Origin of the sequence: Psychrobacillus sp. OK028 (assembly GCF_900103605.1) — a bacterium.
GTDB lineage: Bacteria > Bacillota > Bacilli > Bacillales_A > Planococcaceae > Psychrobacillus.
In genome coordinates, this window is the sequence record NZ_FNHY01000001.1 from 464587 (window position 1) to 490423 (window position 25837).

The following is a 25837-nucleotide window of genomic DNA, read 5'->3' on the forward strand; positions in this document are numbered from 1 at the left end:
CTATGAAAGAGGGGTTTGATTTAGCTATGATGAGAGGGCTTAAAAAATGGCGACTTTTTTCACTGTTAGCAGCTCTAACGATTTTCTTATCGGGTTGTGGCGAAGAATATTTATCAACGCTTACACCTGCAGGACAAGTCGGAAGAGATCAATTTAATTTGTTATTACTATCTTCTGCTATTATGGCTTTAGTTATTATTGTAGTAGTAATTATTTATGTTATTGCTTTAGTGAAATTCCGTCGCAAAAAAGTTGGGGAAGATGTTATCCCTAAACAAGTAGAAGGAAGTCATACGCTTGAGATAATATGGACAGTTATTCCAATATTACTGTTAATCATTCTTGCTATTCCAACTGTTTACTATACTTATAAACATGCTGATGTAGCTGCGATGGATCAAGTCGATGCAGATGGAAACAAAACAAATGTAACAGTTAATGTTACAGCAAAACTTTATTGGTGGGAATTTGAGTACCCAGATCTTGGAATTGTAACTGCTCAAGAATTAGTAGTACCTACTGATGAAAAAGTATTTTTCAACTTAAAAGCAGCTGATGTAAAACACTCATTCTGGATTCCTACAGCTGGCGGTAAAATGGATACAAACGTAGAAAACGTTAACCAATTCTATTTAGAATTTGATGATACGTCTGCTGGTTTAGAACAAGGTGTGTTCTATGGTAAATGTGCGGAATTATGTGGTCCGTCACATGCACTAATGGATTTCAAAGTTAAAACATTAGAAAGAGAAGACTTTAATACTTGGGTTGAATCAATGAAAACTACTGAGCATGTAGCAGATGGTGAACTTGCAACTCAAGGGGAAGAAATCTTCAACACTAGCTGTATAGCTTGTCACGCAACTTCTGGAGCAGGTACTGCTGGCGGAGTTGGACCAAACTTAGCATCATTTGGAGACCGTAACCGTGTTGCTGGATTTATGTCTCATGATGAAGAAAGCTTAAAAAAATGGATTAGTGATCCGCAAAGCTACAAACCAGGCAATTTAATGCCTCAGCCAAAAACTATTAATAATGGTAAAGAATTTAGTGAAGAACAATTAGATGCTCTTGCAGCATATCTAATGGGACTATCTGTAGAAAAATAAGTTTCACAGATAAAATATGAGGGAGGTTAAAGTTGTGAGTTCTATCGCAAAGAAAAAAGGCTTCGGCTCCACTTTATGGGACTATTTAACAACAGTAGACCATAAAAAAATCGCAGTCATGTACCTCGCTGCCGGTGGTTTGTTTTTCGTAATCGGCGGTATAGAGGCAATGCTTATTCGTATACAACTAGCAAAGCCGGATAACGATTTTGTTAGTGCTGGTCTTTTCAATGAAATTATTACAATGCACGGAACAACGATGATTTTCCTTGCGGCCATGCCTATATTATTTGGATTTATGAATGCCGTCATGCCACTTCAAATTGGTGCACGTGACGTTGCGTTCCCATTCTTAAATTCGCTTGGTTTCTGGTTATTTTTATTTGGTGGAATTTTCCTTAACCTATCTTGGTTTATGGGTGGAGCACCTGATGCTGGGTGGACTTCTTATGCATCATTATCGTTGGCGTCACCTGGTCATGGAATTGACTTTTATGCATTAGGCCTTCAAATAGCCGGTGCAGGTACTTACATCGGAGGTATTAACTTCCTTGTAACTATTATTAACATGCGCGCTCCAGGGATGACATACATGCGTATGCCATTGTTCACTTGGACTACATTTGTAGCTAGTGCCTTGATTTTATTTGCATTCCCACCACTTACTGTTGGGATCTTCTTCTTAATCCTAGACCGTATGTTCGGGGCTAATTTCTTTGATCATACTATGGGTGGTAATACGATTATTTGGGAGCATTTATTCTGGATTTTCGGGCATCCTGAAGTATATATTTTAATATTACCTGCTTTTGGTATATTCTCAGAAATATTTGCTTTATTTGCACGTAAGCGTTTATTTGGTTACTCATCTATGGTATTTGCTACTGTATTAATCGGTTTCTTAGGATTCATGGTATGGGCTCACCATATGTTCACAGTTGGTTTAGGACCTACAGCAAATGCAATTTTCGCAGTTGCTACTATGGCGATCGCTGTTCCAACAGGTATGAAAATTTTTAACTGGCTACTTACAATTTGGGGTGGTAGCATTAAAGTTACGACTCCAATGCTATATGCGTTAGCTTTCATTCCTTCCTTCGTAGCAGGTGGGGTAACTGGTATTATGCAAGCAGCAGCACCGCTTGACTACCAATTACATGATTCTTACTTTATCGTTGCCCATTTCCACTACGTAATCGTTGGTGGGGTAGTGCTTGCAATTTTAGCTGCGGTACATTTATATTGGCCTTTAATGTTCAACCAAATGTTAAGCGAAAAACTTGGTAAATGGACTTTCTGGTTCTTCTTTATCGGCTTCCATTTAACTTTCTTTATTCAACATTTCTTAGGATTAATGGGAATGCCTCGTCGCGTATTTACTTTTGGAGCAAATCAAGGCTGGGATTTATTCAACTTAATCAGTTCTATTGGAGCTGCTTTCATGGCAGTAGGTGTTGTGATTCTTGTAGTTAACATCATCATTACAGTTGTTAAAAACGTACCAGTTGGTAATGACCCGTGGGAAGATGGACGTACATTAGAGTGGGCTATTCCACAACCAGTTCCGTTTTATAACTTTAAACAAACTCCACTAGTACGTGGATTAGATACTTTCTGGATTGAAAAAATGGAAGGTAACAAAGAAGGTATGACATATGCAGAACCACTTTCTGATATTCATATGCCAAACGGTTCTATCATTCCAATCGTTATGACAATTGGTTTGTTTATCGGTGCCTTTGGAGCACTTTATAATGGTGAAAAAGATTGGGCAATTCCAGTTTTAGTATTAGGTTTAGCAATTACATTTGGTGCTATGGCTGTTCGTTCTCTTAAAGACGACCATGGATTCCATATTCACAAAGAAGATTTAATGAATGATGAAGGGGGTAAATAATTATGGACTTTAATAAAAAGTACACCCCACAAACTTGGCCAGATCATCCTGAGCAAGTTACTTTAGAAGGTAAAAACAAATTTTTAGGTTTTTGGTTATTCCTAGGTGGAGAAACAGTATTGTTTGCCAGTTTGTTTGCAACGTATTTAGCACTTAAAAACAAAGGGCCAAGCGGTATGGAATTTTCTACTAATACTTTGTTTGAATTGCCTTTAGTATTTGTTATGACGATGATACTTTTAACTTCATCCCTAACAAGTGTGTACGCAATGTATCATATGAAAAACCATAATTTCAGAGGCATGCAAACTTGGTTAGCTATCACAGTTCTTTTAGGTCTTGCTTTCTTAGGTTTAGAAATTTATGAGTTCAATCATTACGTACATTTAGGCTTTACTTACGGACAAAGTGCATTCTCATCTGCATTCTTTACACTTGTAGGTACTCATGGTCTGCACGTTGTAGTTGGATTAGTATGGATTATCCTATTAATTCTTCGCAATGCTAAACGTGGTTTTAGTTTGTATAATGCACCAAAATACTATACTGCTTCTCTATACTGGCATTTCATTGATGTTGTATGGGTATTCATCTTTACAGTAGTATACTTGATGGGAGTTGTTGGTTAATATGTCACACGACGCTCAAGTTTATGTGAGATCGCAAACAGAATTTGAATATATTAAGCAAAAACGTAAAAAAGATATGCGTAATCAAGTTACATCATTTGCGATTATGATTTTCTTAACCTTAATCGCATTTACTGCTGTAGCTGCTGGATTTTCTGTATATTTAATCGTACCAGTAATTTTATTACTTGCAGCTGTTCAAGTAGTGTTACAGCTTTACTATTTCATGCATATGAGTGAAGAGAATCATCAGGTTGCTGCATTTTTCTTATACAGCGCTGTTATGTTAGCTTTCACTTTCGTTTTAACTTTCCTTACAATTGTTTGGTGGGGATAAATAACAACATAAAGCCGGGACAAAGTACACACTTTGTCTCGGCTTTTTTAAGGAATTAGGAACAATATAAAAGTGTTTAAAATAAAGAAGCCAAATAGCTAACAAAATTGTATCTTCTGGGCCGGCACGATGCATGTCAGGCAGTCGTTGGTACACGTGGTCGTAGACTTAGACTGTCATCACCTCTATCAATAGGATTTTGACCATAAAGGACCGGGCATATCGATAGCTCGGTTTTTCTTAGTATTTTGGAAATACTCAAATGTCATAGTTCGTTCATTGAAGTTACGGGGATTGACCTATATAATAGAATAAGTTACCTAAAAGGAGCGGTGATACTTATGCCTATCAGTATATTTGGATTCCAAGCATTGTGGAGTCCAGTAATGATTGGAGTTTTAGTATTTTTAACAATTTTATATTTCTTAATAACAGTCAAATGGAGAAATGACTTTAAAGTATCAGAGCCACTAAAGAAGAGCGAGGCAGTTTATTTTCTATTAGGTATTGTTCTTTTATATATTGTCAAAGGTTCACCTGTCGATTTAATGGCACATATTATGTTTTCATTCCATATGGTACAGATGGCATTGTTACTACTATTAGTTCCACCTTTACTTATGAAAGGGATACCTTGGTGGGTATGGAAAGTTGTAATAGAGTTGCCAGCGATTCGTAAGGTTTTTCCTATATTAACAAAACCATTGCTTTCATTAATTGTCTTTTCAGGATTGTTTTCCATTTATCATATTCCATTGCTTTTCGATTTTATTAAATTGGATGAAGGATTACATGGTACGTATACGTTTATTTTATTCTTATCGGCGATTTTCATGTGGTGGTCTATCGTAGAAATAGATGGAGTTTCTGGACGTTTACACGGACTAAAAAAGATTGGCTTTATAATTGGAAGTGCGGTTTTAATAACTCCAGCATGTGCACTGATTATCTTCACTGGAACGCCTCTGTATGAAACGTACACAAATTCAGATGTATGGCTAAAAGCGATGGAACTATGTGTACCATCAAGTACATTAGCGGGACTATCCTTAAGTGGACCTGAGTTATTTTCTAATATGACACCTCTTGCAGATCAGCAATTAGGTGGAATACTGATGAAAATTGTACAGGAAATAATTTATGCGGTATTTTTAATGTCTATTTTCTTCAAATGGTACAAAAATGAACAGGACAATGCAGATGAAATTACCCAAAAAGCTCTTGATGATTTAAAAGTACAAGCTAATCTATAAACTCAATAAAGTTTTTCGAGGAGAATGATTGATGAATTTACCTGTTTTACCAACCATAAGTACATTTTTTATCGTATTAAGTGCTGTGCTTGTTGCAATTGGATGGGCACTCATAAAACAAAAGAAAATTGAAGCTCACAAAAAAATGATGACTGCAGCTGCCATTTCGGCGTTAATATTTTTCATCATCTATGCATCGCGTACTATTTTCATCGGGAATACAGCGTTCGGTGGACCTGATGACATTAAAATTTACTATACAATCTTTTTAATATTCCACATTACTTTGGCAACGACTGGTGCAGTTTTTGGTCTAGTAACGCTATATTTAGGCTACAAAAATAATATTCAAAAGCATCGTAAAATTGGACCCATTACAAGTGTTATATGGTTTTTTGTCGCAATAACCGGCGTTGCTGTCTACTTATTACTCTATGTATTGTATACTGGGGGAGAAACAACCTCTGTTATTAAGGCAATAATAGGTGGTTAAAGAAAAGCCAATACTCAAGCGGATCTTATTCCGAAGAGTGTTGGCTTTTATGTATCTTTAAATTTTAAAATTAAGTTTTAGCATTCCGGATTCTTTAGCAGTTATAAAAATAATAACTACAAGCGGACCTAACATAAACCCAATGAAACCGAAAAGCTTTGCCCCGATAAACATGGCTATTAAGATTGCTAGAGGGGATATCCCCATTTGCGAGCCCATCAACTTAGGCTCTACAGCTCTTCGAATTACTAACAAAATAACTGCTAATATAGTTAACTTCGTACCTAATACCATATCACCGGTCAAATAATGGTAAATCGCCCACGGTGCTAAAACTGCAATAGAACCCAGTATCGGTATAATATCGATAATCCATATAACTAGTGCCATAATGAGAGCATATTTTGGTGTAATAATAAATAAAAGTCCGATGAATGCAGCTCCTAAAATAATGAAACTTGCTATTATTTGTGCTTTCATAAAACCAATAGCCACTTTTTTTATACTAGCAAAAATAAATCGCACTTTGCTTGCTGTATTATCTGAAAGATAATGAAAAAACTTAACTTGTAAATTTTGTAAATCTAACATAAATAAAAAAAGGGCAATTATAAATACTATAAAACTAACTAAAAAATTCGGTATATTCGTTAATAACGCAGAAATATTACTGTAACTAAGTATATCTAAAAGGGCATCTCTCATACTTTCTAATGTCGCATCAAATTTATTTTGAATGGATTCTACTACTTCTTTTGGTAGACCTTCCGTATATTTAAATAAACTGTTTTGCATATCAATCCATAACCCAGTCCAGTTATTAATATTAGAAGGAATGGTCTGTGAGGCATAAATGAGCTGACTAAAAAGTTTTGTAATTACTAAATACAGTAGACCAGAAATGGCACTGATAAAAAGAACAAAATTAGTTATTACTGCAGGTTTACGTTTCCATTTAAACGTTTTCTGAGTGAATTTTACGATAGGTTCCATTATGATAGCTGTTAATAAAGCGAGTATGATGGGAATAGATACAGGAAGTATAAATATAGCTAATAATAAGAGCATAACAGCTAGAACAAAATATTTTATGTATTCCTTTTTTAAAAAATTTAAGACCATTGTATGCTCCTTTCTTGACTCTTACTATCAGTATAGACAAGTTCGCAATTTTTGAACAGAAAAAACGCAAGAGAAAGAAACTCTTGCGTTAAGGTATATATCTATTAAGCGTGTACTTCAAAAGCAGCTAAATCCGCTTTTACAGCAGCTAATGTTTGTTCACATGATTTTAATAGGTGTTTTGGGAAGACTTCATTTTCGCCATATTCTACACCATGTGGATAATAGTGTTTGCCTATAACAGGTTTTAATAGTGTAATATTTGCATCATGTGCACCTACATCACCATCTTTTGTAAAACCAAATACTCGAAGATAAAATGTACCTTCTTTTATCACATACTTTTTATCATAAGTTACGCGCTCATAATCCCATTGACCTGCACGGATTAAACCTTGCTTTTTCATAAGATCATCTAATATATTAAGATCTATGACAGTGTTTTCTATACCAGTGTTTTCGAAATACATTGAATTGTCCTCCTTCACGTTCATATTCCAAATAGAATCTGTTCCTATTAATATTAATTCAAATTTGATAATGTTGCAATGGTAACATTGTGTCTTTCTAGTTAACCTTGGTATACTAAAAGTAATGGTGGACGGGTAAGGAGAAATAGTTATGATGAATAATTTAATCCGAATTGTAATTGCTATAGCTATCGTACTAGTAATATTTATATATTTTGATAATCCTGTACAGGAGAATGAACTAATTACGGGGTCAAACAATAGAGGACAGGTAATACCAGATACTTCTCCTGAAGTAACGGAGATAGAAACGGTATTTACACGTCCCAAAAGTGGAATCTCCACATTAATTGGAGGTTCGACCCAAGATGCTATTGAGATGTTGGGTAAACCTACCCGAACCGAACCATCAGCATTTGGTTATGAATGGTGGGTTTACAATCAATCTCTTACCACATATTTGTTAATCGGAGTGGAAGGTGATAAAGTAACACAAGCCTTTGCTGCGGGTGCTAACTTAGAGGTTGCTCCTTATAAAATTGGACAGAACTTAGATGAAATTTATCGATTTACGTTAGTTCAATCTGAAATTACATTTTCAATAGATTCGAATACTTATACCTTTACACTTACAGAAGATGACATAGAAAGTAGAATATTAGTTCAATTTGATAATTTATTTGCTATGCTTTATATAGATTCAGAAAGCCGGCAACTTGAAGCAGTTAGGTTTACGGATCCTAAGACTATTCTTCTGCATAAACCTTATGATATTCTCTATCATGGAATAATGGTGGAAACAAAAACACCAGACTCCCTATTCCAAGCTGCAATAGATCGTGCAAATGAAAGACAGATATTTGAACTAACAAATGTAGTTCGTTACCGAAACAATCTTCGATTACTAGTGTCTGACAATAAATTGCAAAATATTGCGATGAATAATAGTGAAGAAATGGCAAGAAACAATATTGTCGTTAATGAAAAATTTGAAGTATCTAAGTTTAGTGATCAGTTGAAAGAGTCATCCATTGAGTTTTCTAGTGCGGCTGGAAATACAGCTGCTTTCTATTTTGATGCTGGAGAAGCAGTAAATGGTTGGCTGAGTTCTAAAGATCACCGAGAAATCTTATTAGGAAAGAATTATACACATACTGGAATTGGTGTTTACGGTAGCTATTATACGCAAAACTTTATTGAACGAATACCCGTAAATACTACAAAAGATATTCTTCCATAATTAGGTGGAAACAAAAGTACCCTTACTATCTTGATACAACGAACGAATATGCAAAGGAACTTGATGAAGGGCAGCGAACGTGGCTGCTCTTTTTTGTATAACTTCGACCGGTTCATCAATTTTCTCGTGAAGTTGCTCGTAGTTCATAAAAGGTATGAGTTTAGCGTCCTTGTTCGTTAAAGGATTGGACGTCATAATACCTGGTACGTCTTTGTAAAATTCAACCATATCAGCTTTTAAATAATGACCATAAACAACGGCCGTTAGATCACTTCCGCCTCTTCCTAATGTAGTAAAGTTATTTGTACTATCGCAGACACCTTGAAATCCGGGTACGATGATACATTGGAAATTTTCAAATGCCAAATGTATAGAACTTAGATCTACTTTTTTGATGAGAGCATTTCCATACGAATCGTTTGTAATGATACCGGCGTTTCTTCCGTATAAAAGCGTAGAAGATACTCCTTTAGCTTTTAGTTCTGATGAAAGAACAGAACTTGAGATCAACTCTCCACAAGCAGAGAGCAAATCGGTTTCAATGCTATTTTCGGTGGATGGAAGCAAATCCAATAATGTATCCGTTGCATATGACTTTCCTCTTCTGCCCATTGCGGATACAACGACAAGTACCTTTTGATGGATATTTATCGCTTGCTGTATTCGTTGCATTACTAATTGTCTGTTCTGATGATTTTGCATGGCGATACCGCCAAATTTTTGAACAATCATAATCTCAACCACTCTATTCGTGACATTTCAAACACTCCGTTCATACGATACAGGGAATTCATTTTACTGTATGCGATTTTACTAGAATGGTGTAGGGAGTGTGTTACTATTTATCCGTTAAATGAACTTTTAAAAGGCTTAACATATAAGGTTATTGGAGAATTTTCAATATGTCGGATGAGCAAAATCGTAAATTTTTCAAAGCAGATCAAAGAAGGCGATTTATTTATCGCTGAAAGAAAAGATCGACGCATCATAGATGAAGCAATACATTTAGGGGCAAGTGCAGTGATATCAGACACTTTCATAGCTGATTGCAGTGTACCGCAGATTATTATTCCTTCCGATATGGAACGATTAAAGGAAAGAATCAGTAAAAAAACCTATGAGTTGTATGGAAGAAAAGTAAGAACAGTAGCGATAACAGGGACAAATGGAAAAACAACTGTTTCTTTTTTTATAGGTCAATTACTCAGACAGCAAGGGAAGTCTGTCTGTGTTATAGGGACATTAGGTGTGTTTATCAACGGAAAACAGTTGGAACAAAATTTTCGCAATAATACGACGTTACCATTTTACGATTTTATACAAATTGTACATTATTGTTATGAGCATTCCGTTGAATTCATCATATTAGAGGCTTCTTCACAGGGGTTATTGGACAATCGCTTAGGTAACTATCCAATCGATATTGGAGTGTTTTTGAATATCGGAAAGGATCATCTTGAGTTTCATGGGGGAATGGTCCCATACAAAAAATCTAAAGAATTACTCGTACCTCTCTGTACCAAACTAGTAGTAAATGCAGATGATGAATGGTGTAGAACAGTCGCTCAAAATTCTTTTTTACCTATTATAAGTTTTGGCTTGGATGAACGTAACACGGTTGTTTTTCAACAGGAAAACGACAAAGAGGAAGAGATAACCTATAAATTTAAAGTGAAAAAAGAAGAAGTAGAAGTGAAAATGAGAAATAGTGGATTTTATAACGGGATGAATCTCGCTGCCGCACTTGCTTCTTTATGTGCTTTGAACATACCAATTCAAAAAATAGAACCACTCACACTACCGAACGGAAGATTTCAGCATGTGGATAACAATAATGGAATTAATGTTTTAATTGACTACGCACACACACCAGATGCTTTAGAAGCATGTCTTTCAACCATTAAAGCCTTTGCAAAAAAAAATATTTACGTTGTATTTGGCTGTGGGGGGAATAGAGACAAGAAAAAAAGAAATGAGATGGGAAAGGTGGCTACAACTTTTGCAACACAAGCGATCATCACCTCGGATAACCCGCGAAATGAAAAACCAACAGATATTATAAAAGATATTGTAAGTGGATTAGATAAAAAGAAGTTTAGAATAGAACCCGATCGAAAACAGGCTATTATTTATGCATTAAAGATGGCAAAAGAAGGGGATACAGTCTTAATAGCAGGGAAGGGACATGAACAAGAGCAAATTTTACATGACCTTGTTGTCCCTTTTTCTGACCGTGATGTAGTCAATGACTATTTTGAAGAAGTAGGAGGATTAATAACAAAGAATGATCCAGTAGCATAAGCAATTTTTCTTCCGTCTGGTTGAGTTACAGTACATTCCATCACGATTGTTTGACGACCTTTATGTAAATATGTAGCAGTTGCGATTAAGTTTTTTTCTGTCGAGGATTTAACATAATGAACTGTCATATTCGTTGTAACAGCACCTTTTCCTTCTGAGCGTAAATCTTTATTTATTAAAAATCCCATCGCATTATCCGCAAGTGTTGCGATAATACCACCATGTGGCATATTAAAACTATTATGTGAGATGGGGGTTATTGGCATAGTGACAGTACATTGATCTTGTTTGTACTGAGTGTCCATTTGAAATATCGCATTTAAGTATGTAGGTGCATCGTTTTGTTGCTTCTGTTGAATAGCGTGTAGAAAATCATTTACTAGGTTTAGCTCTTGTTCTGTTGCCTGTTTTGTCACTGTTTCAAATAAGTCTTGTAGTTTGTTCATTATTTTCTCCTAACAATAAGTTAATAGTATGGCATTTGTTTTTAGTTTTCTGGTATGATTAACTCAGATTGGAGGTTAATCAAATGATTATGACAAACGAATGGGCCGATATAATGGACCAATCGGATATATTATGTACTATGATTCTTTCCTCTGAACAATTTTACCAATACTTAGATGCACATCGTGCTGTATATACAGATTCAACTTTAGTAAGTGAGGTTAATAGCTTCACTAGGCTGAAGGAGCAATACGAAGAGGTTCAGCGTTTCGGGAAATACCATCCAGATTATTCGAAGGTTATGAAAGACATTCGAGTTACTAAACGAAAACTGGATATGGTAGATGCAGTGGCGCACTTGAAGGTTGCTGAGAACGACTTGCAGGACTTATTGGACGAAGTGAGTTTGTTAATTGGTAAATCTGTTTCAGAAGGTGTTAAAGTTCCGGTTAGCAATCCATTTTTTGCTTCTGCCAGCTCTAGCTGTGGAAGTGGATGCGGTACAGGCGGATCTTGTTCTTGTTCTGCTTAATATTTATCAATGGATTGGATGTGTGCATAAACAGCACACATCTTTTTTTTATAATAAGACACTTTATAAAAATGTTTCGCAAATACTTGGTTTAAGGGACTTGTAAGTACGAAAAATGCCCTGATTTCCGTTACAGGTGGAGTACAAAGGCTAACATCGCCACGTCGTGTGGCAACGCCTTTGTGACCAACATCCTGTTGGCCTCCGCGGGAGTTGCCACAGCCTCCTCGCTTTGCTCCGGGGTCTTCGCCTAACGCTTTTCCCGCTGGAGTCGCCACCTTTTACTTCAATCAATTAATGTATAGTACTAGATTATAAGATTTGGCATAGCTTATCGCTAAGATAAAAAGATTACCAAATTTGTGCTAACCAATAATAGAGAAAGATCACTTAATTAAATGATATTGAATTTAACTATCCTAATCTAAAGTGGTTTTGTTGATTGTAGCGCAGGTCGGCGACTCCAGTGGGACAGCACGAGGGAGAGACTACAGGCTCGAGCCATGCCCACGGAAAGCGTCCGACCGGAGCTACAATCAATGGCATATCCAGGTTTTTATTATTAATTTAGTTTTAAAACTTCCATCGCCAAATCAGGTCGGTCTGTAATTATTCCTTTTGCTCCGTTATTAATAAGCTTTTTCATCATTTCTGGATCATCTATTGTCCAATAGTGAACAGGGATATTTAAAGAATTTAAAAATTTTATGAATCCTGGATTATCCAGAGGGAATACATTTGATCGAACTGGAATTTGAAACACGTCTGCCTTTGGGTGATATAAATGCTTAAACTGGCTAGTGTATGCCGTGTATGCTTTTCTAACTTCCTTTTCACTTGCACCAAGTGCAACTGAATTTTGTGCGTATAAGTTAAAACGATCTAGCTGGTCATCGAAAAAACTAGCAACCACAACGCGATCAAATGCTTGATGTTCTTCTAGTAGTCTCCATAATTTAGAAGGCATTAAGCTCCCCTCGTATGTATGAGGTGCATCTTTTATATCCATGTTAATAAGCATCTGTGGATAGGCATTGAGTAATTCACCTAAAGTTATTATCTGTTCTCCGCAATTTCTATAAGAAGGAGCACCATTTAGATCCAAAAAATGATGTCCAAGGTCAGCTTCTTTTAATTCTGCTAATGTATAGTCGGATACTTTACCGTTAAAGTTAGTAACTCTGCTAAGTTCCTCATCATGAAATACAATAATCTCTTCATCTTTTGTTAGTCTTATATCGATTTCAAAACCATGAACCCCTAGTTTAGCAGCCTGCTCGAATGCAGAAGGAGAGCATTCTGGTGCTAGTGCTGATCCGCCCCTGTGAGCTAGTACAATTGGGTGCTCATATTCCAAGGCTTTTTTAGGCGTTCGACGTTGTGGTTTGGAAAGTACTTTGGTACTAGCCCACGCTGCACCTGCTGCGGCAGCCAATGCGAAAGCAACGTTTGATTTTTTACCCATCCATCAATTCCTCCTTTTAGAGTATTATTATATCGAAACTACACAAAACTGTCAGCTAGTTGTTGTTGCTATCAAATTCCTCCATATGTTATTCTTGAGAGGAAGAAATGAGGGGAAAAGTATGACAGAAAGACAAGGACTAATTGTCTATGTGCATCATTTAAAACAAGCTAAATCTTTGCGTAAGTTTGGCCACGTCCATTATATTTCTAAAAGACAAAAATATGTCGTATTATATTGTGATCAGGATCAGATTGAAACTGCCAAGCAAAAGATGAACAAATTGCCTTATGTCAAGGAAATTTTAGAATCCTATAGACCATTTTTGAAAACTGAATTTGAAAATAGCAAGCCAGATAAAGCAAAAGAATACGATTATAAAATTGGATTATAACTAAGCCTATTGTAGCGGTGGTATTAAATGATTTAAACGTAAAACTCCAATTATATACTGATAATATAAATTTACATCCACATAGATGGAAGAATGCTTTATGTCGACTTTAATGGGTTGGATTTCTAACTCATTTAAAGCTTCCTTAAAGATAGTAAGCCTTTTGGACTCTTGTTGAGTTTCAACGATTCCTTCTCGACATATGTATATGGGAAAAAAATTTGCAGTATTTACTGGTTTCAATGCAATTGCTATAGAAAAATAGTTAATATTGTCTTTAGTGGAAGAAAAAATAAATGCTTGATGTATACGGTCCTTGTTTACCTTTGCAAGTTCACAAAGTTCGTAAATATCACCATAACCTTCACCTAGTTCTATAAAACGTTGAATCATTTGAAAACACTTCCTTTCTCATATATCTTACCACTTTGTTGGAGGACAATTCTATGAAATTTGTTTTAAGTTTTTTATGCCTACTCCTAGTTGTTACTAATAGTGTTCTTCTTTTGTTTCAATACGATGCCTACTCTTCTGGTTTGGAAGAGAATGGACAAGCATTCTACTACGAGCAAGAAGTGGATATGAAAGTTAAGAAGGATAAGCTTGTTATTAAACAACACTTTAACAATCTGCTAAATGAAGAAATTACTATTTTATGGCCAATTAACAGTCAAAATCGAAGCTGCGATTTAGAAACTAGTGATAGCTGTAGCCGCCTAACGGAGGATTTGACTACGTTTAAAGCTGGAGAAGATTCTACCCAGAGTGTTTCTTATGAAATCCCATTAGTAGATGGTTTAATTGATGGTCAATTAATTCAAAACTTCCTTGTAAAACTTGACACAGGAGGGGTTTCTCTCACTTCACTTCATATAACAGATGAACTGAAAAGAGGGGGGATGTGGGTATCTGGATTACCTGTAATTGGTAAGACTTCTCTTGATTTAATCGATTATACACTTTCTTTCGGTGCTGGTGATGTTCAAGAATTGTATTGGCAGCAAGAGGTATTGCCGATTCAATATGAGGATGATAACTTCACTATATATGCATCTAATACATTGTCTGATGAAGTCACTAACTTACTTGAGGAATTAAAGTTTACGAATAACGAGCATTTAGCAGTACTTTTTGTAGAAGGTAAGAATAATATTAATGCTTCACGTATTACTTTTATCCAGCAAGGGGATATTGCATCTATACAAAATCAGCTAATCATCAACAATATACAAGCTGAGTATGATTTAGCGCAGGACGACCAGCTCATTGCTGAAGTTCTGAGTAGCTTTTTGATGGAAATACCTGTTGGATCAGCGAAGTCAATTTGGATGTATGAAACGATAAATAATTATTTTACAATTGATCAACGAGTAGAATTTCAAATTGCTTTACAAAACAATAAGCAAATAACAGCAGCGAAATTGGATGAGTTATTAACAGCTATCATCAATTTAAAAACGTCCTTTTTTGTATCCAATTCACACTCAGAGGCAGAAAACTTCCCATTATTATTTGAAGATTCTCGACCTGTTTACATCCAGGAGATAAAACAGGAACAAATGAAAATTCTATTCAAGGATGGAAAGGTTTTATATGCAGCAGAACCATTATTAAATGCTTTAGGGTATACTCTTAAAAATACAGACAAGGGTTTATATGTGCAGAATGAAACGAGAGCATTTCGTTTTCCGATTCAAGAACCTTTTTATGTATTGAATAAAAAAAGGTATGATGCCTTATCAGAACCTTTCGAAGTTATTGGAACACAATTATATATTGAAGAAGCGTGGATGATACGTTTGTTTTTGTTGAATATCGAAAAACAAGACAAACGAATAAACATTATACAATCCGCACAATTTTAGGATTGGAGTTAAAAAATGAGAGTTATAGCAGGTTCGAAAAAAGGACTGCCTTTAAAAGCAGTTCCAGGGATGAGTACAAGACCAACTACTGATAAAGTAAAAGAGTCCATATTCAATATGATTGGACCTTACTTTGACGGGGGCATTGCCGTTGACCTGTTTGCAGGAAGTGGTAATTTAGGGATAGAATCGTTGAGTAGAGGTATTGAAACATGTATCTTTATCGAAAAGGATCCAAAAGCGGTACAAACTATTAAAGATAATTTGATGAAAAGTCGTTTGGAGGATGCAGGAGAAATTTTTAAAGCCGATGCGACAAGAGCAGTGAAAGCTTTTGAGAAAAGAGAGCTTAAAATTGATCTGTTATTTGTAGATCCTCCCTATAACAAAATAATGTATTATGATTTAGTTCAGACATTAATAGACAAAGGCTGTATGAATGATAATGCGATTATAGTTTGTGAGCACGAGAAAAATGTCACACTTGAAAAATCCTATGGTGACTTTGAATTAGTGAAAAAAGAGATATATGGAAGTACCGTGATTTCTATTTATCGTTGCCTGAAAGAAGAGGAGAATTAAATTGGGAAAAATAGCTGTAGTACCAGGAAGTTTCGATCCCATTACTAATGGACATTTAGATATTATTAAACGAGGCGCCTCTATTTTTGGAGAGGTTTATGTTGTTGTTTTGAATAACTCCTCTAAAAACCCACTATTCTCTGTCGAAGAAAGGATTAAATTGATCGAAGAAGCCACTTCCCATTTACCAAATGTCAAAGTTCAAACTTTTTCCGGTCTGCTGATAGATTATGCTGAAAGTGTGAATGCAAGTGCAATCATTCGAGGTTTACGCGCTGTTTCTGATTTTGAGTATGAAATGCAAATTACGTCTATGAATCGGGTGCTAAATGATAAAATTGAAACATTTTTTATCATGACCAAAAACCAATATTCTTTCCTTAGTTCGAGTATCGTTAAAGAAGTTGCTAGGTATGGTGGTAAAATAGAGGAACTTGTTCCTGCTCATGTTGAATTAGCACTTAATGAAAAATATAATAAAAATTAATCAAACGAAAACCTCGACATCCAATCGAGGTTTTTTATTTTTCTAAGATTAGGAAGTAAAAAAAATCTCGGAAAAAAATTCAGATGGACGCGTATCGCGCTTGAATCTGTTTTGATATCTCATCTATTTCACAGCTCGAGGACTCGAGCTGTGCCCACTGAAAGTGTCCGACCTTCGCTACAATCAAAGGATATCTAGGTTTCTCTTATAAGAAAAATAATATAGGAATGATGAGCATGTGAAGAAAGCGGAATAGAATATATTTTCGAATAGGTATCTTTGCTTTTTGAGCAAGCACTATTATTTGCATATGAATACTTACTCCACTAAAAGCAATAATAAGAGCAACTATAAAAGGTAAAAGCGTGGAGCCTGTTAACATTTCTCCAGCTAAGCTAATTCCACCAGTCATTTCAAAGAGAGATGCTACAAAAACTAGTAGGATAGGTGAAATATTAGGGACAATTTCTTTGACGGATTCAAATACGATAAAACTTACTGTAGTAAAAAATATAACAGTCGTACCAATGAGCAGCAATATTTGATAGGTCTCTTTTATACTTTCCTGAAATGGAGAATCAGAAGTTTTTTGAACATGTCTATTTTCATGGATAGCAGGAGATAAAATGATAAATACTATTAAAAACAATAAATTGACAGCATGGATTATTAGTAAAAGTTTAATTCCCGCAATTTCTGCATGGAAGATTTCTATTCCTACAAACCCTATAACAAACATTGGACTAGGAGCATGGCATATGGCAAGCAACCACCCTGCATTGCTCTTATTAAGTGTACCAAGGTCCTTTAAAGAGGTTATTATCGCAGCACCACTAGGAAACCCACCTATCGCACTTAATAAGTAAATATTAATGTACAGTTTAAACTTATTCGTCGTATTTAAAAAAGAATTTTGAGAACGAATAAATAGCTGAGTTATTACTAAATAAGGTAGTAAATATGGCAGTAGGGCGGTCGTGAAAATCCTCATACCTTCGACTGCACCTTTGTGTGCAACTCCAGGCTGTAAAAACAAAAGGACAATAAGAGCCCAACTGCCAATTGTTATTAGTCTATGCATGTAAAATTCATCCTTTGTTCACATAAATTTTGTCAGAAAAAAATGGAAGTGATAAACTAATATTCAAATGTGTTGTAGAAAGAGAGGGATATTTTTGATGAAGAAGAGAAATCCTATAATCCTTCTTTTCATAGTAATAATTATGTTAGCATTAGGTTTTTATCCAATGGAGTTTTATATTTCTAAACCAGGTGGTGCATACGAACTGGATCCATTTGTAGAAGTTGATGGAGGTGACCAGGATGACATTGGAACGTTGAGTCTCCTTACTATCGCCCTTTCAAAAGCTACTCCGCTCACATATGCCTATGCCAAAATGACGGACAGTCAAAAAATTTACAAAGCAAATGAAATCCGTCAAAAAGATGAGGATGAAAAAGAATATAATGTTCGTCAATTAAAGCTTATGTCTAATTCTCAATTTAATGCTATTACAGTTGCATTTGATCGAGCAAATAAGCCTTACACTGTATTAAATAACGGAATATTTATTTTTAATGTGGTTGATGAAAGTGCAGCTGATGGAATATTAGAGGCTGGAGACAAAATTTTAAAGATTGATGATATTGATAATTTAACGGAAGAGTCTATAAGAGCATATCTAGCTAATAAAGCAGAGGGGGATGTTATTCGTTTAAAAGTCGAACGTGATGGTCGCCAGTTGGATAAACAAGTATCCCTTAAAACTTTACCAGGTGTACTTGAAACGCCGGCAATTGGTATTAGCTACACAGCAGACAAAAAAGTTGAAACGACACCTGCTGTACATATAAACTCGGAAGATATTGGAGGACCATCTGCTGGGTTAATGTTCACTTTAGAAATCTTAAATCAGTTATTACCAGAAGATATTACTAAGGGTTATAAAATAGCAGGCACTGGTGAAATGAGAGAGGATGGAACTGTCGGTAGAATTGGTGGGATTGATTTAAAAGTAATTGCTGCGGACAAAAAGGGTATGGAAATAATGTTTGCACCTAATGATGAAATTGATCCTACTATTTTGGCTAATAATCCAGGACTGACATCGAATTATGAAGAAGCCTTAAAATCGGCAAGAAAAATAGGTACGAAAATGAAAATCGTACCTGTGAAAACTATTGATGATGCACTTGCTTATTTAGACCAATTAGAGCCTAAATAATCTATTCAAAAATTATAGGAGCAATTCGAAAATCACTGCCAACCATATGTTGACTAGATGAAGTTTGTAATCCCAAGTAATATAAGTCAGCTGCTTTGATGTCTAACTGCAACTGTTTATCCTTTTTACTTGCGGCTACCCTGCTTATAAGAGGGAGCTGCAAGTCTTTTTTTATACTCTTTAAATATGTCTGTCCATTCTTATTCATTGCTAAAGGTCTAATATATGTGGGGGCATCGATTTCGCGTAATTGACTCCACGTAAAGTCGGTGTAAATGTGCGTTAGCATTCGCTGGATCCTTGTCCATGTAAAGCGCTTTGATTTTATTTGCATCATAAAAGATTGAAAGCTAGTATGGGCCCTTGCTGCTTTCCAAATGGCATTTTCCATTCCCTCCGTGATTTCAGCGATTTGAGCCAACTTTTCAGGAGATGAGCGAAGTATAATTAACCGTAATATCGGATAAAACTTTTCCCAGCTCGCAAAAGAACCGTGTAAACTTTCCCATTCGGTTAGCCCTCCTAAGCTTTTGTTAGGCATGTAAGCATCTACTGCTGAAAGCTTCTGACCCTCGAAAAGTAGTTTACGAATACCCGTTGCGCTAGCTATCGTTTCGGTATTGCTTGCATCATCATGATAATTAGCGACAACACGCTGAATCGTTTCGGGTTGAATTTTACTATTTAACAGGTTTGCGGCCTGAATATAATGGTATCCTAATATATTATTTGGTTTAGAGAGATCAACTAAACGAACATTCGTGTTTTTAGAAATCTCATGATAGGCTTCATTTAATGCTTTCGGATAACTCAGCCCTTTTTTCATGTAACCTGCTATGGCTGTATTATATTCTTCACTTTTGGTTAATAATAGATTGTAGGTTTGTTGAAATGCCTCTAAAGAACCCTCTTCACTTCCGAAGCAAAAGGAATGGCATTTTAAAGCATCTAATAAAAATAAAGCCCCTTTTGCAAAATCACTCGCTTGGGCTGTAGCAAATGCATAAGGAAGCTCAATTACTAAATCAACACCCGCAGCGATAGCCATTTTGGAGCGAGTCCATTTATCAACAAGTGCTGGTTCGCCGCGCTGTAGAAAGTTACCTGACATAACGGCAATGACAATATCGCTATTTGTTTTTAAACGGGTTTGCTGTAAGTGATGCAAATGACCGTTATGAAATGGATTATATTCTACAACAATTCCAGTCGCTTTCATCTTCAAATCAAATCCTTTCCTTACTGCAATTATAATGTTAAAATAATGGAGTGACAAGAAATTATCTTGACATCTAAATTCAGTCATTATATAATCAACTTTGTTGTCTTGAGGTGATAATCGTATGAAATGGGCAATTCATCAGCTATCTAAATATCGTGAGAACGGACTAACTTTAGATGAATTCGTGGAACTCGAAAACGTGAAGAAGCGGAACCAGGACGTTCGAAGAATTTCACCCGTTCACGTAAAAGGGCACTGTACATTTGGTGCAGCGCAAATGACTTGTCACTTTCAGCTTTCAGGAACTCTCATTTTACCTTGTGCACGCACGTGGGAGGATGTAGAATTTCCATTTGAGATTGAATCTGATGAAATCTTCAACTGGTCTGATACAGCACTAGCTTCTGCAAGAGCTTATGATAATTTTCATATTGTAGAAGGGGATGTTATTGACGTAGACCCAGTTCTAGAGGAATTAATTCTTTTAGAAATTCCAATGCAAGTGTATAAAGAAGGTGCAGACCAATTTAGACATGAGGGTGGAAATGGTTGGAGTTATACAACAGATGAAGAGCTCAATGAAATGCAGGAAGATGAACAACCAAAAGTAGATCCAAGACTTGCTGATTTAGCAAAGTATTTTGATCAAACAGACGAATAATAGATCTGTAAGGAGGTGCCACCTATGGCAGTACCAGCTAGAAGAACTTCTAAAACTGTAAAAAGAAAGCGTCGTACACATTTTAAATTATCCGTACCTGGTATGGTTGCTTGTTCAAATTGTGGTGAAATGAAATTGGCTCACCGTATTTGTAAATCTTGCGGTCAATACAAAGGGAAAGAAGTATTGAGCAAATAATTCAGTATTTGTTCCTTAAAAGACTACCAAAGAGACCATGGCTCTTCGGTAGTCTTTTTCTCTATATATTTTTAAGGGGTGTTGGAGAATGACTTATACGTTAACAAAAAGGGAAGAAATTATCATACTGGAAATAAACAGACCTAATATTCATAATGCCATAAATATGGAAGTTCTAGAGGGCTTTAAAGAGTTAGTACATACAGTGAAAAAAGATAGTTCTATTAAATTAGCCGTGATTACCGGAGCGGGAGAAAAGTCTTTTTGTTCTGGTGGTGATTTATCTGTTTTTCATAAGTTAAAAACAGAGCGAGAATCCTATGATATGTTAAGTGAAACCGCAACTATTTTATATGATGTTGCTACAATGACCATTCCTACTTTAGCGTTAGTAAATGGAACTGCCATAGGTGGAGGGTGCGAGATTGCAACTTTATGTGATTATCGTTTAGTTAAAAAGGAAGCAAAATGTGGATTCATTCAAGGTCAATTAGCAATTACTTCTGGCTGGGGTGGTGGAACCTATTTGTGGGAAAAGGGAATGCGACAAGACTATACGCTCCAAATGTTAACCGAGGCGACTCCTTATCCATCTGACAAACTTCAGGCTATTGGTTGGGCAACGGAAGTTTTTGAAGGTAATAAATATAATGCGTTAGAATTATTTATCGATAAAATGATTGTGCCTCATGAGACTGTGCTACGAGCATACAAAATGCAATTAGTTAGAAAGTGGGAGCAATCCAAATTATTTGAACGAATTATGGAAGAGGTTCGAACATGTTCTGTGCTTTGGGCGCAGGACGCACATCATCAAGCGGTCGATGCATTTTTATCTAAAAAGAAATAATAAGAGAGTCTATTTGTACCCACTTTGCATATATTAATAAAAAAGCAAAGGGTGATCCAGATGAATGTCAAATTGAGAAAAGATAGTTGGACTGAGGAAGAAGATAATCTTCTAAAAGAAATAATTTTGAACAAAATTAATGAAGGTCACACACAAATTTCTGGTTTTCAGGAAGCGAGTGTCTTACTTGGAAGGTCAAAGCAGGCATGTGCATTCCGATGGAATAAAAATCTACGCCCTCAAATTATTAAAAAAGAACAAAAACCGACTGCTTACTCTACAAAAGAATTAGCGGATTCATCTTCTCTACAAAACCATTTGCAACTGGCAATGGAAAGTTATGATGAAATGAAAAATTCCTATGACGAAATTTCAAGTGCCTATAATTTGTTGAAAAATGATTATGAACAGCTATTAAACTGGGTTAGACAGGGGATCACTCATATAGAACGCAAGTAAAAGAAGCCTTTATATAAGGCTTCTTTTCTTATATCTTTAATATATAGTATGATATTGTCTCCATTTTACTTCAATTAAGCGATTATTGTTAACTGTATCATAGGATTCTCCCCCCAAACTCTAGCGCTTAGCCCCTCTAGTCGCTTACTCTTTTGTTCTTTAAAAGTCATTTCATAAGAAATTAGTTGAAATCGCTTTCATAATTCGTATAGACTAATATAGATGGGGAAATTGTTCGAATCGAGGGGGATGTAAATTGAAGAAAGTTTTAATAGCAAATCGGGGAGAAATAGCTAGACGTATTATAAAAACATGTAAAAGATTAAATATCGAAACAGTAGCAATCTTTTCAGAGGCAGACAAAGATCTGCCTTATGTAAAAGAAGCTGATTATGCATTTTTAATAGGACCAAGCCAAGTTCAACAATCCTATTTAAAAGCAGATGATATAATTGCGCTTGCAAAAAGGGAAAAGGTCGATGCAATTCATCCAGGCTACGGATTTTTATCGGAAAATGCTGAATTTGCTCGTAAAGCAGAGGCGGAAGGCATAACTTTTATTGGTCCAAAGCCTGAGACAATGGAAAAAATGGGAGATAAAATTGAGTCTCGAATCACGATGATTAATGCAAATGTTCCGGTTGTTCCAGGAACGGAAGAAGGACTGGCAACTGTAGAAGATGCAATACTAGCTGCTAGTTCGATTGGATATCCAATCATGTTAAAAGCTAGTGCGGGCGGCGGTGGAATAGGAATGATTCGCTGCGATGATGAAACGACCCTTGTAAAACACTTTGAATCGATTAAAACAAGAGCAAAATCCTATTTTGGTAGCGATGTCGTTTTTCTTGAAAAATTCATAGATTCTTCGAGACATATCGAAGTACAAATCTTTGGGGACAAACATGGCAATATCGTTCATTTATTTGAACGAAATTGTTCCGTACAGCGTAGAAACCAAAAAGTTATAGAAGAGGCACCTTCTCCTAATTTCCCACAGGAAGCTAGGGAAAAACTATGGGAGGCTGCTGTGAATGCCGCGAAAGCTGTAGATTATATAAATGCTGGTACGGTAGAATTTATCGTAGATCATAATCATCAATTTTATTTTTTAGAGATGAATACGAGGTTACAAGTAGAGCATCCGATTACGGAAGCAATTACTGGATTCGACTTAGTAGAATGGCAGTTAAAGGTTGCGGCAGGGGAAGAGCTGCCAGTGAAAGACCAATCTTCCATAAAGTCTCATGGACATGCTATTGAATTTAGAATATATGCGGAGGACCCAAAAACATTCTTTCCGTCCCCGGGAACTATCGCTTCACAAAGCTGGGAAACAGAAGAAGATATCCGAATTGACTCAGGTTATGAGAAAGGCGATAAAGTCACGCCGTTCTATGATCCGATGATTTCTAAAGTTATAATCCATGGGGAAAATAGAAAATTAGCAATTGAGTCTGCACAAAAAGTGTTTTCTTCTGCTAAAATAGAAGGTGTGAAAACAAATATTCCACTATTCCAACAGTTCTTGAAAGATGAGAGCTTTACAAGTGGGGAGTATTCAACATCCGTTTTAGGGGAATGGATGCAGAGACAAAGGGAGGAAGTTTCAAAATGAAAAATTTAGAATCGTCAATGGCAGGAACAGTATTTACAGTAAATGTAGCAGTTGGAGAAGAAGTATCAGCTGGACAAGTAGTAATGGTATTGGAATCAATGAAAATGGAGATTCCAATAGAAGCAGAAACAGCAGGAAAGATTGCAACGATTAACGCCCATGAAGGTGATTTTGTAAACGAAGGCGATGTTTTAGTAACGTTTGAATAAAGGGGGCTTTATAACGTGGGAGAAACAAAAGGGTATAATGATAGATTAGAAGAAAAGCTTGGCTCCATTTATGCTGGAGGACACGCTAAATATCATGAAAAAATGAAAGAGCAAAATAAATTATTTGTCCGTGACCGTTTGGCGTTACTTTTCGATAATGGGGAATATATTGAAGATGGTCGCTTTGCGAATGTAGAGGCAGGGGATTTGCCAGCAGATGGGGTTGTAACTGCTACTGGTAAAGTAAATGGGCAAACTGTTTGTGTAATGGCAAATGATTCTACTGTGAAAGCTGGCTCCTGGGGATCACGTACCGTAGAAAAAATAATTCGTATTCAAGAAATAGCTGAAAAAAATAGAGTGCCCATGTTGTATTTAGTAGACTCGGCTGGTGCGCGTATTACAGATCAGCTAGACATGTTTCCAAACCGTCGTGGAGCAGGAAGAATATTTCATAACCAAGTAAGGCTTTCAGGCTTTATACCACAAATTTGTCTACTATTTGGTCCATCTGCTGCAGGTGGAGCATATATTCCTGCATTTTGTGATGTTGTCTTTATGGTCGAAGGAAATGCTTCCATGTATTTAGGTTCACCTCGAATGGCAGAAAAGGTAATCGGTGAAAAGGTGACGCTCGAAGAAATGGGTGGAGCACGTATGCACTGTACAGTCAGTGGTGTAGGTGATGTACTTGTTTCGACAGAAGAAGAGGCAATATCTGAAGCTAAACGCTATTTAGACTTTTTCCCGGCTAATTACACTGAGAAGCCAAAACAAGTAGAACCAAAGGCTATAAAAGCTGGAAGAACACTTGAAGAAATCATACCCGAAAACCAAAACGCACCATTTGATATGTATGAAGCGATTGACACGATTATTGATGAAGGAAGCTTCTTCGATGTGAAGAAGCTATTCGCTCCTGAATTAATCACGGGCTTAGCACGAATTGATGGAAGAGCTGTTGGTATTATTGCCAATCAACCGAAAGCTAAAGGCGGAGTGCTCTTTGTTGATTCAGCTGATAAAGCGGCAAAATTCATCTCACTTTGCGATGCATTTTCAATTCCATTATTATTCCTAGCTGACGTTCCTGGATTTATGATAGGAACGAAAGTAGAGCGTGCAGGAATTATTAGACATGGTGCGAAGCTAATTGCTGCTATGAGTTCTGCAACAGTCCCTAAAATATCCGTAATAGTACGCAAAGCATATGGAGCAGGTTTATATGCGATGGCTGGTCCAGCTTTTGAGCCGGATGTGTGCATTGCTTTACCTACAGCTCAAATTGCTGTGATGGGACCTGAAGCGGCAGTTAATGCAGTGTATTCAAACAAAATTGAGGCAATCGAAGATCCAAAGGAACGATTGAAATTCGTTCAAGAAAAGCACGCAGAATATAAAGAGGAAATTAATATATATAAACTTGCATCTGAGATGATTATTGATGAGATTGTAGCGCCAAGTAGTTTACGTTCAGAGCTTGCGAATCGCTTACGATTTTATGAAGATAAACAAATAATAAATGCACCTCGAAAACATCCGGTGCTTCCTGTATAATAGTTTTAACGTTAAGGTCTACCACTGAGGTAGGCCTTTTTTAAAAGATAGGAAAGCATATATAATTTAGAGTCCCAGGTATTTTGAAGAAGTGAATTAATTCAATAACAATAAAAATTCACACGGTAATAATATAACAACAAAACGTCTGTACATAGCCTTTCCAAAATGAAAGAAACAGGTTTTGAACTCAATGAACTTTGGCGTCTTTATGC

General features: G+C 36.1%; 29 protein-coding genes. 21 read left to right on the forward strand and 8 right to left on the reverse strand.

The window, feature by feature from the left end; genetic code table 11:
* The first annotated feature begins 26 nt into the window (after nt 1-26).
* The 6 genes from coxB to BLR36_RS01925 all read left to right on the forward strand — a co-directional run bounded on the left by coxB (nt 27) and on the right by BLR36_RS01925 (nt 5718).
* Nucleotides 27-1109 carry a cytochrome c oxidase subunit II gene (gene coxB / locus BLR36_RS01900; protein WP_093059865.1) on the forward strand — a complete coding sequence of 361 codons (1083 nt, stop codon included), beginning with the start codon at nt 27-29 and terminating at the stop codon, nt 1107-1109.
* A 34-nt stretch (nt 1110-1143) separates the two neighbouring features.
* On the forward strand, nt 1144-3006 hold the full coding sequence (locus BLR36_RS01905; protein ID WP_093059867.1) for a cytochrome c oxidase subunit I: 1863 nt from the start codon (nt 1144-1146) through the stop codon (nt 3004-3006).
* A gap of 2 nt (nt 3007-3008) precedes the next feature.
* Nucleotides 3009-3635 carry a cytochrome (ubi)quinol oxidase subunit III gene (locus BLR36_RS01910; RefSeq protein WP_093059869.1) on the forward strand — a complete coding sequence of 209 codons (627 nt, stop codon included), beginning with the start codon at nt 3009-3011 and terminating at the stop codon, nt 3633-3635.
* A gap of 1 nt (nt 3636) precedes the next feature.
* Nucleotides 3637-3972, forward strand: a complete 336-nt coding sequence (gene ctaF / locus BLR36_RS01915; RefSeq protein ID WP_093059871.1) for a cytochrome c oxidase subunit IVB — start codon at nt 3637-3639, stop codon at nt 3970-3972.
* A gap of 341 nt (nt 3973-4313) precedes the next feature.
* Nucleotides 4314-5225, forward strand: coding sequence for a cytochrome c oxidase assembly factor CtaG (gene ctaG, locus BLR36_RS01920; RefSeq protein WP_093059873.1), 912 nt, complete (start codon nt 4314-4316; stop codon nt 5223-5225).
* Nucleotides 5226-5256: 31 nt separating this feature from the next.
* On the forward strand, nt 5257-5718 hold the full coding sequence (locus BLR36_RS01925) for a DUF420 domain-containing protein (RefSeq protein WP_093059875.1): 462 nt from the start codon (nt 5257-5259) through the stop codon (nt 5716-5718).
* Between the two features lie 57 nt (nt 5719-5775).
* Here the strand turns inward: BLR36_RS01925 and ytvI are convergent, their stop codons facing one another.
* Both ytvI and BLR36_RS01935 read right to left on the reverse strand, forming a co-directional pair.
* Entirely contained in the window at nt 5776-6840 is a 1065-nt protein-coding gene (gene ytvI / locus BLR36_RS01930; protein WP_093059877.1) for a sporulation integral membrane protein YtvI, read from the reverse strand.
* 104 nt (nt 6841-6944) lie between these two features.
* The gene (locus BLR36_RS01935) at nt 6945-7310 is read right to left on the reverse strand and encodes a YugN family protein (protein WP_093059879.1); all 366 of its coding nucleotides are present in this window, start codon (nt 7308-7310) and stop codon (nt 6945-6947) included.
* A 151-nt stretch (nt 7311-7461) separates the two neighbouring features.
* On the opposite strand from BLR36_RS01935, the gene BLR36_RS01940 reads away from it, so the two are divergent.
* Nucleotides 7462-8550 (forward strand): CAP domain-containing protein, encoded by a 1089-nt coding sequence (locus tag BLR36_RS01940; protein ID WP_093059881.1) that lies wholly within the window; start codon nt 7462-7464, stop codon nt 8548-8550.
* Here the strand turns inward: BLR36_RS01940 and BLR36_RS01945 are convergent, their stop codons facing one another.
* Entirely contained in the window at nt 8551-9282 is a 732-nt protein-coding gene (locus BLR36_RS01945) for an amino acid kinase family protein (protein WP_093060271.1), read from the reverse strand.
* A gap of 177 nt (nt 9283-9459) precedes the next feature.
* On the opposite strand from BLR36_RS01945, the gene BLR36_RS01950 reads away from it, so the two are divergent.
* Nucleotides 9460-10851, forward strand: coding sequence for a UDP-N-acetylmuramoyl-L-alanyl-D-glutamate--2,6-diaminopimelate ligase (locus BLR36_RS01950; RefSeq protein WP_254771307.1), 1392 nt, complete (start codon nt 9460-9462; stop codon nt 10849-10851).
* Here BLR36_RS01950 and BLR36_RS01955 read toward each other — a convergent pair.
* The gene (locus tag BLR36_RS01955; protein ID WP_093059885.1) at nt 10800-11297 is read right to left on the reverse strand and encodes a PaaI family thioesterase; all 498 of its coding nucleotides are present in this window, start codon (nt 11295-11297) and stop codon (nt 10800-10802) included. The two genes, BLR36_RS01950 and BLR36_RS01955, sit on opposite strands and share 52 nt — an antisense overlap.
* Nucleotides 11298-11380: 83 nt before the next feature.
* On the opposite strand from BLR36_RS01955, the gene BLR36_RS01960 reads away from it, so the two are divergent.
* Entirely contained in the window at nt 11381-11830 is a 450-nt protein-coding gene (locus tag BLR36_RS01960; protein WP_093059887.1) for a YlbF/YmcA family competence regulator, read from the forward strand.
* Nucleotides 11831-12392: 562 nt separating this feature from the next.
* On the opposite strand, the gene BLR36_RS01970 is transcribed toward BLR36_RS01960, so the two are convergent.
* A complete protein-coding gene (locus BLR36_RS01970; RefSeq protein WP_093059891.1) occupies nt 12393-13295 on the reverse strand; it encodes a glycerophosphodiester phosphodiesterase in 903 nt (300 codons plus the stop codon).
* Between the two features lie 121 nt (nt 13296-13416).
* Here BLR36_RS01970 and BLR36_RS01975 point away from each other — a divergent pair, with 121 nt between their 5' ends.
* Entirely contained in the window at nt 13417-13689 is a 273-nt protein-coding gene (locus tag BLR36_RS01975; RefSeq protein WP_093059893.1) for a YlbG family protein, read from the forward strand.
* A gap of 6 nt (nt 13690-13695) precedes the next feature.
* On the opposite strand, the gene BLR36_RS01980 is transcribed toward BLR36_RS01975, so the two are convergent.
* Nucleotides 13696-14082, reverse strand: a complete 387-nt coding sequence (locus BLR36_RS01980; protein ID WP_093059895.1) for a DUF7147 family protein — start codon at nt 14080-14082, stop codon at nt 13696-13698.
* Between the two features lie 53 nt (nt 14083-14135).
* Here BLR36_RS01980 and BLR36_RS01985 point away from each other — a divergent pair, with 53 nt between their 5' ends.
* From BLR36_RS01985 to coaD, 3 genes are read left to right on the forward strand one after another with little or no spacing between them, the layout of a single operon-like run.
* Nucleotides 14136-15554 (forward strand): hypothetical protein, encoded by a 1419-nt coding sequence (locus BLR36_RS01985; protein WP_093059897.1) that lies wholly within the window; start codon nt 14136-14138, stop codon nt 15552-15554.
* Between the two features lie 15 nt (nt 15555-15569).
* A complete protein-coding gene (gene rsmD / locus BLR36_RS01990) occupies nt 15570-16136 on the forward strand; it encodes a 16S rRNA (guanine(966)-N(2))-methyltransferase RsmD (RefSeq protein ID WP_093059899.1) in 567 nt (188 codons plus the stop codon).
* Nucleotide 16137: 1 nt separating this feature from the next.
* On the forward strand, nt 16138-16623 hold the full coding sequence (gene coaD / locus BLR36_RS01995; RefSeq protein ID WP_093059901.1) for a pantetheine-phosphate adenylyltransferase: 486 nt from the start codon (nt 16138-16140) through the stop codon (nt 16621-16623).
* A 205-nt stretch (nt 16624-16828) separates the two neighbouring features.
* Here the strand turns inward: coaD and BLR36_RS02000 are convergent, their stop codons facing one another.
* Nucleotides 16829-17704, reverse strand: a complete 876-nt coding sequence (locus BLR36_RS02000; protein ID WP_093059903.1) for a hypothetical protein — start codon at nt 17702-17704, stop codon at nt 16829-16831.
* Between the two features lie 97 nt (nt 17705-17801).
* Here BLR36_RS02000 and BLR36_RS02005 point away from each other — a divergent pair, with 97 nt between their 5' ends.
* Complete coding sequence (locus BLR36_RS02005; protein ID WP_093059905.1) at nt 17802-18848, forward strand: SepM family pheromone-processing serine protease; 1047 nt, start codon at nt 17802-17804, stop codon at nt 18846-18848.
* Between the two features lies 1 nt (nt 18849).
* Here the strand turns inward: BLR36_RS02005 and BLR36_RS02010 are convergent, their stop codons facing one another.
* Nucleotides 18850-20067 (reverse strand): nucleotidyltransferase, encoded by a 1218-nt coding sequence (locus BLR36_RS02010; protein ID WP_093059907.1) that lies wholly within the window; start codon nt 20065-20067, stop codon nt 18850-18852.
* A gap of 124 nt (nt 20068-20191) precedes the next feature.
* On the opposite strand from BLR36_RS02010, the gene BLR36_RS02015 reads away from it, so the two are divergent.
* The 7 genes from BLR36_RS02015 to BLR36_RS02045 all read left to right on the forward strand — a co-directional run bounded on the left by BLR36_RS02015 (nt 20192) and on the right by BLR36_RS02045 (nt 25622).
* Nucleotides 20192-20731, forward strand: coding sequence for a YceD family protein (locus BLR36_RS02015; protein WP_093059909.1), 540 nt, complete (start codon nt 20192-20194; stop codon nt 20729-20731).
* Nucleotides 20732-20755: 24 nt separating this feature from the next.
* A complete protein-coding gene (rpmF, locus tag BLR36_RS02020) occupies nt 20756-20929 on the forward strand; it encodes a 50S ribosomal protein L32 (RefSeq protein WP_090562877.1) in 174 nt (57 codons plus the stop codon).
* Nucleotides 20930-21017: 88 nt separating this feature from the next.
* A complete protein-coding gene (locus tag BLR36_RS02025; RefSeq protein WP_093059911.1) occupies nt 21018-21779 on the forward strand; it encodes an enoyl-CoA hydratase/isomerase family protein in 762 nt (253 codons plus the stop codon).
* A gap of 60 nt (nt 21780-21839) precedes the next feature.
* Entirely contained in the window at nt 21840-22238 is a 399-nt protein-coding gene (locus tag BLR36_RS02030) for a hypothetical protein (RefSeq protein ID WP_093059913.1), read from the forward strand.
* A 256-nt stretch (nt 22239-22494) separates the two neighbouring features.
* Complete coding sequence (locus tag BLR36_RS02035) at nt 22495-23856, forward strand: acetyl-CoA carboxylase biotin carboxylase subunit (RefSeq protein ID WP_093059915.1); 1362 nt, start codon at nt 22495-22497, stop codon at nt 23854-23856.
* Nucleotides 23853-24065 carry an acetyl-CoA carboxylase biotin carboxyl carrier protein subunit gene (locus BLR36_RS02040; protein WP_093059917.1) on the forward strand — a complete coding sequence of 71 codons (213 nt, stop codon included), beginning with the start codon at nt 23853-23855 and terminating at the stop codon, nt 24063-24065. Before BLR36_RS02035 ends, BLR36_RS02040 begins: the two co-directional genes overlap by 4 nt.
* A gap of 15 nt (nt 24066-24080) precedes the next feature.
* A complete protein-coding gene (locus BLR36_RS02045; RefSeq protein ID WP_093059919.1) occupies nt 24081-25622 on the forward strand; it encodes an acyl-CoA carboxylase subunit beta in 1542 nt (513 codons plus the stop codon).
* Nucleotides 25623-25837 lie beyond the last annotated feature (215 nt).

Excerpts from the sequence above, each read along its gene's own strand:
- ytvI (WP_093059877.1), bottom strand. The coding sequence starts at position 6,840 with ATGGTCTTAAATTTTTTAAAAAAGGAATACATAAAATATTTTGTTCTA.
- BLR36_RS02025 (WP_093059911.1), top strand. The coding sequence starts at position 21,018 with ATGACTTATACGTTAACAAAAAGGGAAGAAATTATCATACTGGAAATA.
- BLR36_RS01935 (WP_093059879.1), bottom strand. The coding sequence starts at position 7,310 with ATGTATTTCGAAAACACTGGTATAGAAAACACTGTCATAGATCTTAAT.
- rsmD (WP_093059899.1), top strand. The coding sequence starts at position 15,570 with ATGAGAGTTATAGCAGGTTCGAAAAAAGGACTGCCTTTAAAAGCAGTT.
- BLR36_RS01960 (WP_093059887.1), top strand. The coding sequence starts at position 11,381 with ATGATTATGACAAACGAATGGGCCGATATAATGGACCAATCGGATATA.
- BLR36_RS01940 (WP_093059881.1), top strand. The coding sequence starts at position 7,462 with ATGATGAATAATTTAATCCGAATTGTAATTGCTATAGCTATCGTACTA.
- BLR36_RS02010 (WP_093059907.1), bottom strand. The coding sequence starts at position 20,067 with ATGAAAGCGACTGGAATTGTTGTAGAATATAATCCATTTCATAACGGT.
- BLR36_RS02015 (WP_093059909.1), top strand. The coding sequence starts at position 20,192 with ATGAAATGGGCAATTCATCAGCTATCTAAATATCGTGAGAACGGACTA.
- coxB (WP_093059865.1), top strand. The coding sequence starts at position 27 with ATGATGAGAGGGCTTAAAAAATGGCGACTTTTTTCACTGTTAGCAGCT.
- ctaF (WP_093059871.1), top strand. The coding sequence starts at position 3,637 with ATGTCACACGACGCTCAAGTTTATGTGAGATCGCAAACAGAATTTGAA.
- BLR36_RS01945 (WP_093060271.1), bottom strand. The coding sequence starts at position 9,282 with ATGATTGTTCAAAAATTTGGCGGTATCGCCATGCAAAATCATCAGAAC.
- ctaG (WP_093059873.1), top strand. The coding sequence starts at position 4,314 with ATGCCTATCAGTATATTTGGATTCCAAGCATTGTGGAGTCCAGTAATG.
- BLR36_RS01950 (WP_254771307.1), top strand. The coding sequence starts at position 9,460 with ATGAGCAAAATCGTAAATTTTTCAAAGCAGATCAAAGAAGGCGATTTA.
- BLR36_RS02030 (WP_093059913.1), top strand. The coding sequence starts at position 21,840 with ATGAATGTCAAATTGAGAAAAGATAGTTGGACTGAGGAAGAAGATAAT.
- BLR36_RS01985 (WP_093059897.1), top strand. The coding sequence starts at position 14,136 with ATGAAATTTGTTTTAAGTTTTTTATGCCTACTCCTAGTTGTTACTAAT.
- BLR36_RS01970 (WP_093059891.1), bottom strand. The coding sequence starts at position 13,295 with ATGGGTAAAAAATCAAACGTTGCTTTCGCATTGGCTGCCGCAGCAGGT.
- BLR36_RS01975 (WP_093059893.1), top strand. The coding sequence starts at position 13,417 with ATGACAGAAAGACAAGGACTAATTGTCTATGTGCATCATTTAAAACAA.
- BLR36_RS01980 (WP_093059895.1), bottom strand. The coding sequence starts at position 14,082 with ATGATTCAACGTTTTATAGAACTAGGTGAAGGTTATGGTGATATTTAC.
- BLR36_RS01925 (WP_093059875.1), top strand. The coding sequence starts at position 5,257 with ATGAATTTACCTGTTTTACCAACCATAAGTACATTTTTTATCGTATTA.
- BLR36_RS02000 (WP_093059903.1), bottom strand. The coding sequence starts at position 17,704 with ATGCATAGACTAATAACAATTGGCAGTTGGGCTCTTATTGTCCTTTTG.
- rpmF (WP_090562877.1), top strand. The coding sequence starts at position 20,756 with ATGGCAGTACCAGCTAGAAGAACTTCTAAAACTGTAAAAAGAAAGCGT.
- BLR36_RS01910 (WP_093059869.1), top strand. The coding sequence starts at position 3,009 with ATGGACTTTAATAAAAAGTACACCCCACAAACTTGGCCAGATCATCCT.
- BLR36_RS01955 (WP_093059885.1), bottom strand. The coding sequence starts at position 11,297 with ATGAACAAACTACAAGACTTATTTGAAACAGTGACAAAACAGGCAACA.
- BLR36_RS02040 (WP_093059917.1), top strand. The coding sequence starts at position 23,853 with ATGAAAAATTTAGAATCGTCAATGGCAGGAACAGTATTTACAGTAAAT.
- BLR36_RS02005 (WP_093059905.1), top strand. The coding sequence starts at position 17,802 with ATGAAGAAGAGAAATCCTATAATCCTTCTTTTCATAGTAATAATTATG.